Source organism: Bradyrhizobium brasilense (assembly GCF_029714345.1).
GTDB lineage: Bacteria > Pseudomonadota > Alphaproteobacteria > Rhizobiales > Xanthobacteraceae > Bradyrhizobium > Bradyrhizobium australafricanum.
Genome location: NZ_CP121669.1, coordinates 4,243,594 through 4,259,163, shown reverse-complemented (window position 1 = coordinate 4,259,163; position 15,570 = coordinate 4,243,594). Strand labels below are relative to the sequence as shown.

18 protein-coding genes are annotated in these 15,570 nt (G+C 64.3%); 10 read left to right on the top strand and 8 right to left on the bottom strand.

The features are described 5' to 3' along the window. The 4 genes from QA635_RS19935 (at position 1) to QA635_RS19920 (ending at position 3,221) form a co-directional block, all read left to right on the top strand. Complete coding sequence (locus tag QA635_RS19935) at positions 1-750, top strand: NUDIX hydrolase (protein WP_283071207.1); 750 nt, start codon at positions 1-3, stop codon at positions 748-750. A gap of 209 nt (positions 751-959) precedes the next feature. Next, positions 960-2,285 (top strand): LLM class flavin-dependent oxidoreductase, encoded by a 1,326-nt coding sequence (locus tag QA635_RS19930; protein WP_283071205.1) that lies wholly within the window; start codon positions 960-962, stop codon positions 2,283-2,285. A gap of 128 nt (positions 2,286-2,413) precedes the next feature. Next, positions 2,414-2,581, top strand: coding sequence for a 50S ribosomal protein L33 (rpmG, locus tag QA635_RS19925; protein WP_018271988.1), 168 nt, complete (start codon positions 2,414-2,416; stop codon positions 2,579-2,581). A gap of 109 nt (positions 2,582-2,690) precedes the next feature. Continuing rightward, the gene (locus tag QA635_RS19920) at positions 2,691-3,221 is read left to right on the top strand and encodes a hypothetical protein (protein ID WP_283071202.1); all 531 of its coding nucleotides are present in this window, start codon (positions 2,691-2,693) and stop codon (positions 3,219-3,221) included. On the opposite strand, the gene QA635_RS19915 is transcribed toward QA635_RS19920, so the two are convergent. The 3 genes from QA635_RS19915 to QA635_RS19905 form a co-directional block, all read right to left on the bottom strand. After that, positions 3,218-3,346: a hypothetical protein gene (locus tag QA635_RS19915; RefSeq protein WP_256527872.1), complete on the bottom strand. Its 129-nt coding sequence runs from the start codon at positions 3,344-3,346 to the stop codon at positions 3,218-3,220. The genes QA635_RS19920 and QA635_RS19915 overlap by 4 nt on opposite strands. Positions 3,347-3,418: 72 nt before the next feature. Next, entirely contained in the window at positions 3,419-4,816 is a 1,398-nt protein-coding gene (locus QA635_RS19910; RefSeq protein WP_283071200.1) for an ammonium transporter, read from the bottom strand. A gap of 501 nt (positions 4,817-5,317) precedes the next feature. Then, entirely contained in the window at positions 5,318-6,550 is a 1,233-nt protein-coding gene (locus QA635_RS19905; RefSeq protein ID WP_057020799.1) for an MFS transporter, read from the bottom strand. Between the two features lie 133 nt (positions 6,551-6,683). Between QA635_RS19905 and QA635_RS19900 the strand changes: the two genes are divergently transcribed. Continuing rightward, the gene (locus QA635_RS19900; RefSeq protein WP_283071197.1) at positions 6,684-7,286 is read left to right on the top strand and encodes a TetR/AcrR family transcriptional regulator; all 603 of its coding nucleotides are present in this window, start codon (positions 6,684-6,686) and stop codon (positions 7,284-7,286) included. Positions 7,287-7,435: 149 nt separating this feature from the next. Continuing rightward, the gene (locus QA635_RS19895; RefSeq protein WP_283071195.1) at positions 7,436-8,641 is read left to right on the top strand and encodes a serine hydrolase domain-containing protein; all 1,206 of its coding nucleotides are present in this window, start codon (positions 7,436-7,438) and stop codon (positions 8,639-8,641) included. Between the two features lie 104 nt (positions 8,642-8,745). Here QA635_RS19895 and QA635_RS19890 read toward each other — a convergent pair whose 3' ends face one another. Both QA635_RS19890 and QA635_RS19885 read right to left on the bottom strand, forming a co-directional pair. Further along, complete coding sequence (locus tag QA635_RS19890) at positions 8,746-10,119, bottom strand: PleD family two-component system response regulator (RefSeq protein ID WP_283071193.1); 1,374 nt, start codon at positions 10,117-10,119, stop codon at positions 8,746-8,748. 15 nt (positions 10,120-10,134) lie between these two features. Continuing rightward, the gene (locus QA635_RS19885; protein ID WP_028336390.1) at positions 10,135-10,500 is read right to left on the bottom strand and encodes a response regulator; all 366 of its coding nucleotides are present in this window, start codon (positions 10,498-10,500) and stop codon (positions 10,135-10,137) included. Between the two features lie 228 nt (positions 10,501-10,728). Between QA635_RS19885 and QA635_RS19880 the strand changes: the two genes are divergently transcribed. Next, positions 10,729-11,028, top strand: a complete 300-nt coding sequence (locus tag QA635_RS19880) for a DUF3572 domain-containing protein (protein WP_225646969.1) — start codon at positions 10,729-10,731, stop codon at positions 11,026-11,028. Beyond that, a complete protein-coding gene (locus QA635_RS19875) occupies positions 11,007-12,323 on the top strand; it encodes a DNA polymerase IV (protein ID WP_283071191.1) in 1,317 nt (438 codons plus the stop codon). The genes QA635_RS19880 and QA635_RS19875 overlap by 22 nt, the downstream gene beginning before the upstream one ends. A 105-nt stretch (positions 12,324-12,428) precedes the next feature. Here the strand turns inward: QA635_RS19875 and QA635_RS19870 are convergent, their stop codons facing one another. The 3 genes from QA635_RS19870 to QA635_RS19860 form a co-directional block, all read right to left on the bottom strand. Continuing rightward, positions 12,429-12,830: a RidA family protein gene (locus QA635_RS19870; RefSeq protein ID WP_253590036.1), complete on the bottom strand. Its 402-nt coding sequence runs from the start codon at positions 12,828-12,830 to the stop codon at positions 12,429-12,431. A 252-nt stretch (positions 12,831-13,082) separates the two neighbouring features. Continuing rightward, positions 13,083-13,949: a cell envelope integrity EipB family protein gene (locus tag QA635_RS19865; RefSeq protein WP_057020803.1), complete on the bottom strand. Its 867-nt coding sequence runs from the start codon at positions 13,947-13,949 to the stop codon at positions 13,083-13,085. After that, positions 13,946-14,092, bottom strand: a complete 147-nt coding sequence (locus QA635_RS19860) for a hypothetical protein (protein ID WP_283071187.1) — start codon at positions 14,090-14,092, stop codon at positions 13,946-13,948. Before QA635_RS19860 ends, QA635_RS19865 begins: the two co-directional genes overlap by 4 nt. A 122-nt stretch (positions 14,093-14,214) precedes the next feature. Between QA635_RS19860 and QA635_RS19855 the strand changes: the two genes are divergently transcribed. Together QA635_RS19855 and QA635_RS19850 are read left to right on the top strand one after the other, a co-directional pair. Continuing rightward, complete coding sequence (locus tag QA635_RS19855) at positions 14,215-14,682, top strand: RidA family protein (protein ID WP_016845428.1); 468 nt, start codon at positions 14,215-14,217, stop codon at positions 14,680-14,682. Between the two features lie 3 nt (positions 14,683-14,685). Continuing rightward, positions 14,686-15,438, top strand: a complete 753-nt coding sequence (locus tag QA635_RS19850) for a glycerophosphodiester phosphodiesterase (RefSeq protein ID WP_092078215.1) — start codon at positions 14,686-14,688, stop codon at positions 15,436-15,438. The last annotated feature ends 132 nt before the right edge of the window (positions 15,439-15,570 follow it).

The window sequence follows — 15,570 nt, the reverse complement described above, 5'->3', positions numbered from 1 at the left end:
ATGACTGAAGCTGCCGCGCCCGCCGCTGTCGTCCACCAGGGCGAAAAAGAAGCCGACCATCATGCGTATTTCCGGCCGAAGGATGCGGCGACGCTGATCCTGATCGATCGCACCGGCGCCAAGCCGAAGGTGCTGGTCGGCAAGCGTCACGACAAGGTCGTGTTCATGCCCGGCAAATTTGTTTTCCCGGGCGGCCGCGTCGACAAGGCCGACAACCGCGTGCCGGTCGCAGCGCCGATCACGCCGGAGCTCGAAGCCAATCTGTTGAAGGGCAGCCCGAAGATCACGCCCGGCCGCGCGCGTGCGCTTGCCAACGCCGCGATCCGCGAGGCGTGCGAAGAGACCGGGCTCTGCCTCGGCCGCAAGGTCGAGAAGCCGCACAAGCTCGACGGCCCCTGGGCGCCGTTCGCCGATGCGGGTCTGTTGCCCGATCCGTCCGGTCTGTTCCTGATCGCGCGTGCGATCACCCCGCCCGGCCGCGTCCGCCGCTTCGACACGCGCTTCTTCACTGCCGACGCGTCGACGATCGCGCATCGTGTCGAGGGCGTGGTGCATGCCGATGCCGAGCTGGTCGAGCTGGTCTGGGTCGAGATCGGCTCCGAGCCGCTGGCCGACGCGCATGCCATGACCAAGAACGTGCTCGCCGAGCTCGACCGCCGTCTCGCCACCGGCCCGCTCCGCCACGACGCGCCCGTGCCGTTCTTCCATTTCTACAGCGGCAAGATGCAGAAGGATGTGCTGGGGGCATAGTATGAGTATGATCCGCGTCATTCCGGGGCTCGCGAAGCGAGAACCCGGAATCCCGAGATTGCGGCGCGAGATTCCGGGTTCATCGCTGCGCGATGCCCCGGAATGACACTGTCGAGAGAGCGGCCAAAAACAAAATAATCTTCCCGATGGCGCGCCGCGAAACGCCTCCCTATCTGTTCCGCTAACGACATCAAGGACGGAACGGGGCAATGGCGAAGCGTCAACTCAAGCTCGGCGCGTTCATGCGGCCGATCAGCATTCACACCGGTGCCTGGCGCTATCCCGGGGCCTGGCCCGACGCCAATTTCAACTTCGACCACATCAAGACGCTGATCCGCAAGCTCGAGGCCGGCAAGTTCGACGCCTTCTTCATGGCCGACCATCTGGCCGTGCTGAACATGCCGATCAACGCGCTGAAGCGCAGCCACACCGTGACCTCGTTCGAGCCGTTCACCCTGCTGTCGGCACTCGCCGCCGTGACGGAGAATATCGGCCTGATCGCGACCGGTTCGACCACCTTCGACGAGCCCTATCACGTCGCGCGGCGCTTCGCCTCGCTCGACCACATCTCGGGCGGCCGCGCCGGCTGGAATATCGTCACCACATCCAATCCGGACGCGGCGCTGAATTTCGGCCTCGACGATCACATGGAGCACGCCGAGCGCTACAGGCGCGCCCGCGAGTTCTACGACGTCGTCACCGGCCTGTGGGATTCCTTCGCCGACGATGCGTTCGTGCGCGATGTCGAGTCCGGGCTGTTCGTCGATCCCGACAAGATGCATGTGCTCAATCACAAGGGCAAATATCTCTCGGTCCGTGGGCCGCTGAACATCGCCCGCCCCGTGCAGGGCTGGCCGGTGATCGTGCAGGCCGGCGCTTCCGATGACGGCAGGCAGCTTGCGGCCGAGACCGCGGAAGCCGTGTTCACCGGCGGCGGCAGCCTGGCCGACGGACAGAAGCTCTACGCCGACATCAAGGGCCGCATGGAGAAGATTGGCCGCGATCCGGAGCATCTGAAGATTCTGCCAGGCGCCTTCGTCGTGGTCGGTGACAGCGTCGAGGAAGCAAAAGAGAAGCGCGCGCTGCTCGACAGCCGCGTGCATTACGACAGTGCGATCGCCTCGCTGTCGGTTATCCTGGGCACCGATGCGTCCGGCTTCGATCCCGACGGACAGTTGCCGCCGATCCCCGAAACCAATGCAAGCAAAAGCGGCCGGCAGCGCCTCGTCGATGTCGCGGCGCGCGACAAGCTCACCGTGCGCCAGCTCGCGCAGCGCGTCGGCGGCTATGGCGGGCTCGCCTTCGTCGGCACGCCGCAGACCATCGCCGACCAGATGGAGGAATGGCTGACCGGCCGGGGCGGCGACGGCTTCAACATCATGTTCCCCTATCTGCCGCAGGGCCTGTTCGAGTTCGTCGATAAGGTGGTGCCGGAACTGCAAAAGCGCGGGATTTTCCGCACGGAGTATGAGGGGCGGACCTTGCGCGAGAATTTGGGCCTGCCGCGGCCGAAAAATCAGTTCTTCGAGGGGTAATAGGCCCGGAATCGGGGTGATCTTGGCTCAGAAATCCTTGACTTTGGGCTGTTTCTGGCTAGTTTCCCGGCCAAACGCGGGCCGATTTGGCCGGCTCCCGAATTCCCCCGATTTTCGAGGTTTTGCACATGGCCAAGGCGGTCACCATCAAGGTCAAGCTCGTGTCGACGGCCGACACCGGCTTCTATTACGTTGCCAAGAAGAATTCGCGCACCATGACCGACAAGCTGGTCAAGAAGAAGTACGACCCGGTCGCGCGCAAGCACGTCGAGTTCAAGGAAGCCAAGATCAAGTAAGATCTGCTGCTTCCGACGTTTCAAACGGGGCCCTCGCGGCCCCGTTTTTGCTTTCTAGGCTTGCGTCATCCCTCATGATTCCCGGACCAGTCCCGGGCGCAGGGCTCAGATGATCGCAACCTTGGACGAGGGAAACGTCGGCGGCTACTCGGTAGCTTACGGCCGCGAGGACATCTACTTTCCGGTCTATGTCACGGCGGCCCTCGCCGCTATCTTTCTGACCGCGACCTGGATCACGGGCGCAATCTATTGGCTGGCGCTGGCGGCGGCGGCGGCCGGCTTCACCTACTACAACATCCCCCTGCTGGAGGCCAGTCGTCCGACCATCGGCGCCAACCAGTACGGTATCTTCATCCAGGCCTTCGGACTGATCCGCTGGCGCGCCATCACGCGCATCGACCTCGTCGAGATCGCGGAGCGCGCGATGACCGTTCACGAATTGCAGATCGCACTCAGCGGGCCGCTCGGCAGCGCGCTGGTGGCCGATTGGCGCAAGCGGCCACCCTACCGGCTGCTGATGCGCCTGCCGTGGCGCATGGACCATCGTGGCGTGGTCCGCGTCAATCTGGAGCCATTCGACCGGACGCCCGACGAGATCCACCGGACGTTCCTCAGGATGTGGCGTTACTACCGGAGCTAACCCTTGAACGCCTCGTCACGCAGATGCGCGTCTGCGATCTCTGCATCCGGATTGTGTGTGATCGTCATGAACCAAATGAGGCTGAAGAACAGCGACCACGCTGTGTTCCAATAGAACCAGTTCATCGGATCACCTCGAACAGCTTAGATCCGCGCCAGCGGGCGAAGATCGCCAGCTGCGCGGAATGCCGCCAAAGTCTACTGCACGACCTCGCCGTGCAGTGCCAGATCCAACCCTTCGCGCTCGATGTCCCGCGTCACGCGAAGCCCGACGAAGAGATTGATCACGAACAGGATGATCAGGCTCACCACGGCATCATACACGAAAACCGTCGCAACGCCGATGCATTGATTGAGGAACTGCCCGGGATTTCCTTCCAGAACACCTGCCGTTCCGCCATACTGCTCGACCGCGAACACCCCGGTCAGCAGCGCCCCGACGATGCCGCCAAGGGCATGGACACCGAAGCAGTCCAGCGCATCATCGTAGCTGAACATGCGCTTCAAGCCGGTGCATCCCCAGTAGCAGCAGACGCCGGCGGCGATGCCGATCGCGAAAGCGCCGACCGGCCCGACGAAGCCGGAGGCCGGCGTGATCGCGACGAGGCCCGCCACGGCACCCGAGCAGATGCCGACCACGGTCGGCTTGCCCTTCAACGCCCATTCCACCAGCATCCAGGTGAAGCCTGCCACAGCCGTTGCGATCTGGGTCACCAGCATGGCCATGCCCGCCTGCATTCCGGCCGTGACGGCGGAGCCGGCATTGAAGCCGAACCAGCCGACCCACAGCAGCGAGGCGCCGATGAAGGTCAGCACCATGTTGTGCGCCGGTCCGGTCTCGCTACGCTTTCCGAGCATGATCGCGCACATCAGGCCGGCCACGCCGGCATTGATGTGCACAACGGTGCCGCCGGCGAAATCGAGAACCTTGACATACGCAGCGTCGTTACCCGCCGAGAAGATCCCGTCAGGGCCCCAGACCCAGTGCGCGATCGGCGCATAGACGAAGATCGCCCACAGCCCGATGAACCAGAGCATCGCGGAGAACTTCATCCGCTCGGCAAAAGCGCCGGCGATCAGCGCCGGCGTGATGATGGCGAACGTCATCTGGAAGCAGATGTAAACGGACTCGGGGATCGTCGCGGCGAGTGGATTGGGATTGCCGATGCCCCCCTTGCCGATGTCGCTCAGGATGTCCTTGAGGAACAGGCGATCGAGGCCGCCGATGAACGGCGTGCCGGCACGAAACGCCAGACTGTAGGTGAGGACGGCAAACAGGATCGTGACCAGGCAGGTGACCGCGAAGCTGGTCATCACGGTATCGCCGACATTCTTCTTGCGCACCATGCCGCCATAGAACAGGCCGAGCCCCGGGATCGTCATCATCAGGACGAGCGCGACTGACGTGAGCATCCAGGCGGTGTCGCCAGAATTCGGCGTGCACTTCTCGAGAATCTTGCCGCCACAGGCAGGCGGCGCCGCCGCATCCTCGGCCAGCGCAAGATCGTTGAACAGCAGGTAAAGGAACGCCACGCCCAACAAGGCAACCACGATTCTCACGAGCTTCTGGCGCGTGTGTGTCGCAGACTCCATCATCGACCTCCCATCACAAGAGAAATGCTGGCGTTCGGAATGGGCGCGGCGCGTTCGCAGCGTGAGCGCCGAAGGACAGCGCGCGTCCGGCTATCGGGATGTCTCGAAGTGCCGCGGTGCGGGTGGCGGGATGCAGCGAAGTCGCAGCGGCATCGGGCCCGACGCAGAGCAATAGGGCCTCCCGCTCGGCGGCGCGGCAAAGGCCGTGGTGCGCGGATGGCTGGAGAATGACGGCGACTAGCCCCATCGCGGCCAGCCCTTCCCAAAGGTCCCCAGGCCGGAACCTCAGCGAGGGTTTCCGGCACGATTTCTAGCCAAATTGAAACAAGATTCGTGCCACCACTGCGCGCCGCGTAACACTTTGAAAACGCTATCGCTTCGATCCGCGGCCGGAGCCGCATCGCGCTCCATTGCACGCTCTTGCGGCAAGTGGCCGGTCAAAAACTAGGCAGCATCTGGCGACTGCCCTCGCAAGGAGCAGCCGCTAGCTTCGCAGGGATTCTGCTAAGCGGCCTTCAGCAGCGGCGGCTGCGCCGGCCGGATCAGCGCGAAGGCGAGCTGGATGATGCCGCCTGCAAGGCCCAGCGCGACGCCGATGCGCCAGGCCATGGTGTAGGAGCCGAGCGAGTCGTAGATCAGCCCTCCTCCGTAAGCGCCGAGGAAGCTGCCGACTTGGTGGCTCATGAAGGCGAGGCCCTGGATCATCGCCTGCCAGCGCAAGCCGAACATCTCGGCCACCGCGCCCGCGACCAGCGGACCGACACCCATCCAGAGGAAGCCCATGATCGCGCCGAACAGCAGCGTCGAGCCGGGCGTTGCCGGCAGCATGAAGTACCAGGCGAGCGCCAGCGAGCGCAGGATGTAGATCGCGCCGAGCAGCGCCAGCTTGTTCCAGCGCTGGCCGGCCCAGCCGAAGAACAGCGAGCCCAGCACATTGAAGCCGCCGATCATGCCGAGCGTCTGCGCGCTCAGCATCGGATCGAGCCCGCAGATCGCGAGATACGACGGCAGATGCGTGGTGAGGAAGACGAGCTGCATGCCGCAGACCATGTAGGCGCAGGTCATCACCACGAAGGCTGCGTTGCCGAACGCGGTCTTCGCCGCCGTCGCCGCGGTGGCGTTGCCGATGTCGTCGCCAGCGGGCTTCGGCAGCGGAATCTTGTCGACGCGCCCGGCGTACAACGCCGCCGGGATCATGAAGATCGAGAGAATGACAAAACCGGCAAGTCCGACGCGCCAACCGAAACCCTCATTGAGCATCTGGCCGATCGGCGCCGACAGCAGCGCGCCGAGCGAGCCCGCGGCGGAGACCATGCCGAGCACGGTCGAGCGTACCGTCTCCGGCACCGCGCGCGCCGAGACCGACATTGCGATCGCATTCGCGGTGCAGGCGAGCGAAAGGCCGATCAGGACACCGGCGCCGATCATGATGGCAACGAGCCCATGCGCCGTCGTCATCAGCACGAGGCCCGCGATGTAGGCCAGCGCGCCGACCACCATGATCGGGCGAAAGCCGTAACGCACCGTCATCGCGCCGGCGACCGGCTGCAGAAAACCCCAGGCGAGGTTCTGCACCGCGAGCGCCAGCGTGAAGTGGGATATCGAGATGCCGATATCGTGCGTCAGCGGCTGCATGAAGATGCCGAGGCTCTGCCGCAGCCCCATGCTCAGCGTGAGCATGATGGAGGCGCCGATCAGGATGGGAAGCGTGGGACGCAGGACCTGCAACAGGGGCATTGTTCTTATTCTCCCATAACGGCACGGCACGCGTGCCATGGCCTGCGATTCATGCATGTTTTGGTTACACAGATCTGTGTACTTAGGCTATACAGGGGGCCGACTGTCAAGCGAAGAGGATCACGGCTGGCGCATGGCTTCCCCGCCTCCCAAACAGACCATGAAGGAGCGGATCCTCGAGACCGCCGACAGACTGTTCTACCTGCAAGGCATTCGCGCCATCGGCGTCGACACCATCGCGGCCGAGATCGGCATCAGCAAGCGCACGCTCTACAACCACTTCCCGTCGAAGGACGCGCTGATCGAAGCCTATCTGCAACGCCGCTTCGTGCAGCCGCGTCCCTCCGACAAGCCGCCGGCCGAGCAGATTCTCGCAACCTTCGATTCGCTGGAGCGGCGCTTCTCGGCGAAGGATTTTCGCGGCTGCCCGTTCGTGAACGCGGTGGCCGAGCTCGGGCCGGAGGACGAGGATCGCACCTTCAGGAACATCGCAATCGCCTTCAAGGAAAGCCGCCGGCTCTGGTTTCGCGATCTGCTGCGACAGCTCGGCGTCGCCGATGCCGAGGGACTTGCGACCCAGCTCACGCTGCTGGTCGATGGCTCGATCGCGCAAGATCTGGTGCGCGACGATCCGGCGATGGCGCGCGCGGCCAAGGAGGCCGCGCGCGTGTTGCTGGCAAATGCAGGCGTCAAGGTCGGCAGCCCCGCCCCCGGCGGCAAGAAACGCGCCGGATAAATCCGGTTGCGTGCGGAAGTCAGGTTTGGTTGTTAACACCGACCGCAGGCCACGGCATTCCCGGCTGGATATTCCGTCCGGCGAGATTGGCAGCGACCGCGCGAAGACCTGCTACTTAGAAGACTTGCGGCACAACAGGGGAAACGACCATGGAAGATCTGAAGGTGACGGCCACCGGCTATGATTTCGCGCCGACGCGCGCGGCCATGCAGCGCTACATCGACAACGATCTCCTGTCCGGCATCTCCTGGACGGTTCTGGTCGGGCGCGACATCGCTGACACGGGCTGCGTCGGATGGGCCGACAAGGAAGCGCAGATTCCGTTGCGCACCGATCACATCTTCCGCGTCTTCTCCAACACCAAGCTGATCACCTCCTGCGCGGCGCTGCTGCTGGTCGAGGAAGGCCGCTTCCGGCTCGACGATCCGATCGAGACCTTCATCCCGCAACTCAGAAACCGCAAGGTGCTGCGGCCGGGCGCGACGTCGATCGACGACACCGAACCGGCGCAGCGGTCGATCACCATTCGCCATCTGTTGAGTCACTCGGCCGGCCTCAGCTACGGCTTGTTCGATCCGGGCACACCGATCTTCAAGGCCTACAACGAGCGCAAGATCCTCAATCCGATGACGACGCTCGCCGACATGGTCGACAGTCTGTCCGATCTGCCGCTGGTGTTCCATCCCGGCTCGTCATGGGAATATTCCGTTGCCATCGACGTGGTCGCACGGCTGGTCGAGGTGGTGAGCGGCCAGCCGTTCGACAAGTTCGTCAAGGCGCGGATCCTCGATCCGCTCGGCATGGTCGACACCGGCTTCCATGTTCCGGAGAAGGACCACAACCGGCTCGTCGCCTATTACGCCGGCGCCGATCTGATGGATCCGATGAAGCCCGGGCTGACGCGCACCGACAACGCGCCCTATCCTGGCGCCTATCTGCGCCCGGTGCCGCGCTTCAATGGCGGCGGTGGCCTCGTCTCGACGCTGCATGACATGGTCGCGCTGATCCGCAGCCTCTTGCCCGGCGGACCGACGCTGCTGAAGCCGGAGACGATCGCAGAGGCGATGACCAACCAGCTCACACCGGGCCAATGGATCCGCTTTGCGATGATGGGCGAGCAGCCCGGCAAGACCTACGGCCTCGCCGGCGGATTGATCCTCAACCCCTCCCCGATTGATCATCCCGATGCCGCCGGCGAACTCTATTGGGGCGGTGTCGCAGGCACGCAGTGGTGGATTTCGCCCAAAACGGGCATCGCCGGCGTCATGATGGCGCAGCGCCAGATGGCGTTCGTCCATCCGTTCTCGTTCGAGTTCAAGCGGATGGCCTATGACGCGGTGAAGCGCGGCCGCTAAGGGCACTTCGTAGCCCGGATGAAGCGCAGCGAAATCCGGGAAGCTGGTGCAAGCGGCGCGATACCCCGGATTGCGCTTCGCTGCATCCGGGCTACGAGATCGCGCTACGCTGCCGCAGACACCACGCGGTTGCGGCCGTCATGCTTGGCGCGATAGAGCGCGGTGTCGGCGCGCTTGAGCACATCGGCGACCTGCTCGCCCTTGCGCTCCAGCGTGGTGAGACCGATCGAGATCGTGACGGTGATCCGCTTGCCGCCCTTGTCGACGGTGAAGGGCTCGCCCGCGATCGAGCGGCGCAGCCGCTCGGCGACCATGCCGGCGACATGCAAGTCGGTCTCGGGCATCACGATGACGAACTCCTCGCCGCCATAGCGGCAGGCGAGATCAATGCCGCGGATCGACTTGCGGATACGGACCGCGAATTCGCGCAGCACGTCGTCGCCGGCATCGTGGCCATAGGTGTCGTTGATCGCCTTGAAGTAGTCGATGTCGAGGATCATCAGCGCCAGCGGCTTGCCGCGGATCGAGGCCTGCTCCGCCAGCGTCGCGAGGTGGCTCTCCATGTAGCGCCGGTTGTTGAGACCGGTCAGCGCATCCGTGATCGCCATCTCGATCGAGTTCTGGACATTGTCGCGCAGATGATCGGTGTAGCGGCGGCGGCGGATCTGGGTGCGTGCCCGCGCCAACAGTTCGTTCTTGTCGACCGGCCGCAGCAGGTAGTCGTTGACGCCGATCTCGAGCCCGCGCATCAGCCGCGTGTTGTTGTCCGCATCCGAGATGGCGAGGATCGGGACCTGGCGCGTGCGCTCCAGCGAGCGGGCCTGGCTGCACAGCCGCAGGCCGTCGTAATTGTCGAGGCTGAGCGACACGATCAGCAAGTCGTAATTGCCCTCGGCGGCGTGGAACAAGGCTTCCGACGGATTGATCTCGACGTCGACGGTATGCTCGGCCGAGAGGATCGGCGCCAGCTTCTCGTAGGACGACGGCCGGTCGTCGACCAGAAGAATGCGGCCGCCGGTTCCCTTGTCGGCGATCGCGCTGCGCTCGGGCGCCTGCATGCCGATCTCAAGCGAGGTGATGGCGCGCATGCGCAACTCGTCGGTCATCATCTTCAGCCGCGTCAGCGAGCGCACACGCGCGATCAGCACGACGTCGGACACCGGTTTGGTCAGGAAGTCATCGGCGCCGGCTTCAAGGCCGCGCACGCGATCGGCCGGGCTGTCGAGCGCGGTGACGATGACGACCGGAATGAAATGGGTCGCCGGATTCGACTTCAGCCGGCGGCAGACCTCGAAGCCATCCATGTCGGGCATCATGACGTCGAGCAGGATGATGTCGCATTCGGCGCGTGCACAGATTTCCAGTGCCTCAGTCCCGTTGGAGGCAGTCAGCACATCGAAATATTCGGCTGACAGACGGGCTTCCAACAACTTGACGTTCGCCGGAACGTCATCGACGACGAGGATACGCGCGGACATTGCACCACAACTCCCCTATCCGATAAAGCGTCGGACAGTCTCAATAAATTTGCCGACCGAGATCGGCTTGGACAAATAGGCTTCGCAGCCGCCCTCGCGGATGCGTTCTTCGTCGCCCTTCATGGCGAAGGCGGTGACCGCGACCACCGGAATTGCGCGCAGATCAGGATCGTCCTTGATCCAGCGCGTGACCTCGAGACCGGAAACCTGGGGTAGCTGGATGTCCATCAGGATAAGGTCGGGGCGCAGCTTGCGGACAAGGTCGAGCGCTTCGAAGCCATTGCTGGTGCCCGAAGTCTGATAGCCGTGCGCTTCCAACAGATCGCGAAAGAGCTTCATGTTGAGCTCGTTGTCCTCCACGATCAGGACGGTTTTGGCCATCCCGTCCCTCCCAAACCCAGGAGACGGGCCCGGCTGCGGTACCTCACGCACCGCGCTCGGGGCGCGTCGAAAATGTGAATTCAAACTAGCGCCAGAATCGCTCTAACCCGTTAACCCGAAGTCCAACTTCCGCAGCGTGGTTTCCGTTGCTTGAACACATGCGGAAGACTCGGGCATGATGGGCCTCTCAATAGAGACCATAAGTTAACGGAAAGGCAAACCGGCGCGTTGAAAAAGCCTGTTCACAACCCCCGGGAAGTTGCTGAAATCGTTGCGATTCAGGCGCTCGGCTTCATTGCCGGCGATCCCGAGCGGCTGGGCTTGTTCCTGGCCGAAACCGGAATCGGTCCAGAGACGCTGCGGAACGCCGCGTCCGATCCTCAATTTCTTGCGAGCGTGCTCGATTTCGTGATGCGCGACGACGCCACCGTGAAAGCGTTTGCCAAGGCCTCGGAACTACATCCGACCAATATCGCCGCCGCCCACCAGGCGCTGGGCGACCCGAAATGGGAGCGCGACGTGCCGTGACGACGGCAGCGGCAGCTTCCGACGGCCCCCTCAGTTTCTGCCGAGACTGCCTCGGCGATCTCGATATCAAGGTGAAGCGGTGCAGCCATTGCGGCTCGCCGCGGCTGGTGCGTCATCGCGCCCTACCCGCGCTGGCGCTGGCGCATATCGACTGCGACGCGTTCTATGCCACCGTCGAGAAGCGCGACAATCCCGAGATCGCCGATCGCCCGGTCATCATCGGCGGCGGCAAGCGCGGCGTGGTGTCGGCCGCCTGCTATATCGCCCGCACCTACGGCGTCCGCTCCGCGATGCCTATGTTCAAGGCGCTGGAACTCTGCCCGGACGCGACCGTGATCCCGCCGGACATGGCGAAGTATGTCCGGGTCGGGCGCGAGGTGCGGCAGGCGATGCAGGCGCTGACGCCGCTGGTCGAGCCGCTGTCGATCGACGAAGCCTTCCTCGATCTCGCCGGCACGCAGCGCGTCCACGGCATGATCCCGGCCAAGGTGCTCGCCAAATTCGCCCGCGATGTCGAGCGCGACATCGGCATCACGGTGTCGGTCGGGCTGTCCTGCAACAAGTTCCTCGCCAAGATCGCTTCCGACCTCGACAAGCCGAGGGGCTTTGCCGCGCTCGACCAGGACGAGGCGCGCGAGATGCTGGCGAGCAAGCCGGTCGGGTTCATCTACGGCGTCGGCCCTGCGACCCAGGAGAAGCTGGTGCAGCGCGGCTTTCGCATCATCGCCGACCTGCAGCGCGCCGACGAGAACGAATTGATGAAGCAGTTCGCGAGCGAAGGCCGCCGGCTGTGGCGGCTCGCGCGCGGCATCGACGACCGCAGCGTGGTGGCCGATCGCGGCGCCAAGACGATCTCGAGCGAAACCACGTTCGAGACCGACATCCGCGACTTCGCAACGCTGGAGAAGCTGCTCTGGAAACTGTCCGAGAAAGTCTCGGCGCGGCTGAAGACCAGCGAATTCTCGGGCTGCACCATCACGCTGAAGCTGAAGACCGCGGACTTCCGCCAGCGCACCCGTTCGCAATCGATCCAGACCCCGACCCAGCTTGCCGCCAAGATCTTTGCGGTCTCGCGCGAGATGCTCGCGAAGGAAATCGACGGCACCGCCTTCCGCCTGATGGGCACCGGCGTCAGCGCGCTGCGCCCGGGCGCGCAGGCCAACGATTCCGACATGCTCGACCGCCGCTCGGCGCACGCCGAACGCGCGATGGACAATCTGCGCAAGAAATTCGGCAATGCCGCCGTGATCAGGGGCATTGCCTATGAGGGGCCGCAGAAGAGCGCGGAGGAGTAATCGGTCGTCATGGCCGGGCTTGACCCGGCCATCCATCAACGAGGACTCTTTGAAAAGCGATGGATGCGCGGGTCGAGCCCGCGCATGACGACTGCGCAGCCCTTCTCAATCCGCGACCGCAACCGCCTCGATCTCAATCAGCCATTCCGGCGCCGCGAGCGCGGTGACACCGACCAGCGTAGAGGCCGGCGGCTCCATGCCCTCGAAGAATGCCGAGCGCGCCTTGCCGATGATCGGGCGGAGCTCCGGCTTGTAGCCGACGACGAAGGTCGTGATCTTCACGATATTGGAATAGCTGGCCCCGGCGGCCTTCAGCGCCATGCCGAGGTTCTGCATCACCTGCGTCGTCTGCGCCGCAAGATCGCCGGCGCCGACCACGCGGCCCTCCTCGTCGACGGAGACCTGTCCCGAAATGTAGATCGTGCGCGCGCCGGAGGCGACGACGACGTGGGAGTAAGCCGGATTGTGATGCAGGCCGCTAGGGCGAAGATGGTCGAGCTCGCTCATGAGGTGCCTCCCTGACACGCGTGTTTAGGGAAGCGTACTCGTGTCGGACGGTTCAGGCCAGTGCGGTGTCGTGGAGTGCTCGGGCTTGCTCCGCCGTCGTCCCGGCGAAAGCCGGGACCCATAACCACCGAAGGTGATTGTTGCGCGACGTTGGGGCCACAGCCCGTTTAACAATTCAACCCTGTGGTTATGGGTCCCGGGTCGCGCTTCGCTTGCCCGGGACGACGCTGAGTGGGTGGCGATAGCCAGCCCTCACTTGCAGGGTTTGGAATCCCTGACGTCGAACTTGTCCAGCGCGCCCGAGATCACGAAATCGTTGTAGTCCAGTACCAGCGCGCGGGAGACGCCGTTCTCGTACAGTTCGAACGACATCGCGTAGACCGGCGTCTGCTCGCCGTCCTTCGCGCGCGCGTCGCTGTCGTAATAGCTCACCGTCACCGGCCAGCGCGTCATGGCCTTCATCGCATTGCTCGCCGTCGACGGATCGGGCGATGACGGCGCGCGGTCGCCTGTGATCGGCCGCCCGATCACGGTCAGCGTGTTGTAGATCTTCTCGCCGTTGTCGGAGCCGTCATAGACGGTCTGCTCGAGCACCGACTTGCCGTCGCGGGCGGCGGCGATGATGTGCTGGATCTGCTCGGTCGGGAACACGATCTTGCCGTCGATATTGAACGTCTTCTTCACCGGCTGGGTCAGCTTCACGGTGATATGATCGCCGACCCGCTCGGCGATGCCGTCGACCGGCGACGATTCGCTGTCGTTCATCCGCGTATCGATCTTGAAGCGGTAGCTTTTGCCCGACGCGTCCTCCCAGGACGTGGAGCGAAGATCGGACAGCGTCACCTTGCCCTCGCCGCTGTCGAGCTCGGACACCTGGCGGAATTCGGAGGTATAGCCTTCGCAGGAGTTGCCGGAGAAATTGTAGAGGATGCGCCCGCGCGCATCGCTCACCGAGTTGGAGCCGCGCGATTTCACCAGGCTGAGGTCATAGAGCGCCTGATGCGCGAGAAACGGCCCGCTTGCCGCAGCGACCGCGGGCCCCTGAACCAAGCCGGATCCTGCGGCAACGGCGATCGCAAACACCAGGGCACGCGACGGAGTCCGGAACGGCAGGGTCATATGGTTTCCTCAAGGAGGCAGGGATTCGCCACAATAGTGACGGTGGTATTGCGCCGCAACTGGGGCAAGTCTGACAAAATGGCAATGTAGGCAGCGAAAATGCCGTCATTTTCAGCAGCTTTCCGTGCGATTCGGCGCTTCATGGCCGCGTTGTCCTCACCTTACCGTCGCTTGCAACCGGCGGCACGATGCGCGAAACAATCGAAACAAACTTGGCCCTGACCGCGTTTCAGGCTTCGTGCAATCCAATTTGGGGGACCAAAAGATGGCGGGTACCGTCGAACAAAAACTGGCATCACAGGGCATCACACTTCCCGAGCCGACCTCCCCGGTCGCAAACTATGTCCCCTTCGTCCGCAGCGGAAACCTGCTGTTCGTGTCCGGCCAGGTCTGCTTCAACGCCGAAGGCAAGCTGATCGCCAAGGGCAAGCTCGGCGCCGGCGTCACGCTCGAACAGGGCGCCGCCGCCGCGCGCGGCTGCGCAATCAACCTGCTGGCCCAGATCAAGGCCGCGCTCGGCGACCTCGATAAGGTCGTGCGCGTGGTGCGGCTCGGCGGCTTCATCAATTCGGCGCCCGACTTCTTTGACGGGCCGAAGGTGCTGAACGGCGCCTCCGACCTGATGGTCGAAGCATTCGGCGACAAGGGCCGCCATGCCCGCACCACCGTCGGCGTCGCCTCGCTGCCCGCGGACGCCGCGGTCGAAGTCGAAGGCGTGTTCGAAGTCGCCTGATCGATGCGCGCTCCTGATTGGCTGACGAAACGGCCGGTCGCCCATCGCGGCCTGCATGATGCCGCGCGCGGCATCATCGAGAACATGCCGGCCGCGGCCACCGCCGCGGTCGCCGGCAACTTCGCCATCGAGTGCGATATCCAGCTCACCGCCGACGGCGAGGCGATGGTGCATCACGACGATGCGCTCGGCCGCCTCACCGAGGGGGCGGGCCTGCTGGCAACCAGGACCGCGGCCGAACTGAAGGCCGTCAAGTTCAAGGACACCGCCGAGCAGATGATGACGCTCGGCGATCTCTGCGCGCTGGTCGCCGGCCGCGTGCCGCTGGTGGTCGAGGTGAAGAGCCATTTCGACGGCGACCGCAAGCTGGTGCGGCGGATGGCCGAGGTGCTGGCGTCCTATTCCGGCCCGGTGGTCGGCATGTCCTTCGATCCCGACCAGGTGCTGGCGCTGCGCGAGATCATGCCGAACCTGCCGCGCGGCATCACAGCCCAGCGCACCTATGACGACGGCCATTGGGACAAGCTGACGCCGGCGCAGCGCGACAGCATGCTCTACCTGCGGCACGGCTTTACGACCGAGCCGCATTTCGTCGCCTATTGGGTCAACCAGCTGCCGGCGCCGGAGCCGTGGATCGCCCGCAACGTGTTCGGCTGTCCGCTGCTGGCCTGGACCGTGCGGACGGTGGAACAGCGCGAGCGCGCGGCGCGCTACGCCGACCAGATGATCTTCGAGGGGTTCGTGCCGGGAACCTGACATGTCCGAGACATGCCCTTGCAGTCTTGAACTCGTCGCAGCGACGCACGATGTTGGCGAGGGTTGGTCGTCATCGGCGATGGCGGAATGCGGGGCATGATCCGGAAGTGGAGCCAGCTGTTCCGGAAAGAT

Coding starts and splice junctions, on each gene's coding strand:
- QA635_RS19935 (WP_283071207.1), top strand. CDS start 1: ATGACTGAAGCTGCCGCGCCCGCCGCTGTCGTCCACCAGGGCGAAAAA.
- QA635_RS19930 (WP_283071205.1), top strand. CDS start 960: ATGGCGAAGCGTCAACTCAAGCTCGGCGCGTTCATGCGGCCGATCAGC.
- rpmG (WP_018271988.1), top strand. CDS start 2,414: ATGGCCAAGGCGGTCACCATCAAGGTCAAGCTCGTGTCGACGGCCGAC.
- QA635_RS19920 (WP_283071202.1), top strand. CDS start 2,691: ATGATCGCAACCTTGGACGAGGGAAACGTCGGCGGCTACTCGGTAGCT.
- QA635_RS19915 (WP_256527872.1), bottom strand. CDS start 3,346: ATGAACTGGTTCTATTGGAACACAGCGTGGTCGCTGTTCTTCAGCCTC.
- QA635_RS19910 (WP_283071200.1), bottom strand. CDS start 4,816: ATGATGGAGTCTGCGACACACACGCGCCAGAAGCTCGTGAGAATCGTG.
- QA635_RS19905 (WP_057020799.1), bottom strand. CDS start 6,550: ATGCCCCTGTTGCAGGTCCTGCGTCCCACGCTTCCCATCCTGATCGGC.
- QA635_RS19900 (WP_283071197.1), top strand. CDS start 6,684: ATGGCTTCCCCGCCTCCCAAACAGACCATGAAGGAGCGGATCCTCGAG.
- QA635_RS19895 (WP_283071195.1), top strand. CDS start 7,436: ATGGAAGATCTGAAGGTGACGGCCACCGGCTATGATTTCGCGCCGACG.
- QA635_RS19890 (WP_283071193.1), bottom strand. CDS start 10,119: ATGTCCGCGCGTATCCTCGTCGTCGATGACGTTCCGGCGAACGTCAAG.
- QA635_RS19885 (WP_028336390.1), bottom strand. CDS start 10,500: ATGGCCAAAACCGTCCTGATCGTGGAGGACAACGAGCTCAACATGAAG.
- QA635_RS19875 (WP_283071191.1), top strand. CDS start 11,007: ATGGGAGCGCGACGTGCCGTGACGACGGCAGCGGCAGCTTCCGACGGC.
- QA635_RS19870 (WP_253590036.1), bottom strand. CDS start 12,830: ATGAGCGAGCTCGACCATCTTCGCCCTAGCGGCCTGCATCACAATCCG.
- QA635_RS19865 (WP_057020803.1), bottom strand. CDS start 13,949: ATGACCCTGCCGTTCCGGACTCCGTCGCGTGCCCTGGTGTTTGCGATC.
- QA635_RS19860 (WP_283071187.1), bottom strand. CDS start 14,092: ATGAAGCGCCGAATCGCACGGAAAGCTGCTGAAAATGACGGCATTTTC.
- QA635_RS19855 (WP_016845428.1), top strand. CDS start 14,215: ATGGCGGGTACCGTCGAACAAAAACTGGCATCACAGGGCATCACACTT.
- QA635_RS19850 (WP_092078215.1), top strand. CDS start 14,686: ATGCGCGCTCCTGATTGGCTGACGAAACGGCCGGTCGCCCATCGCGGC.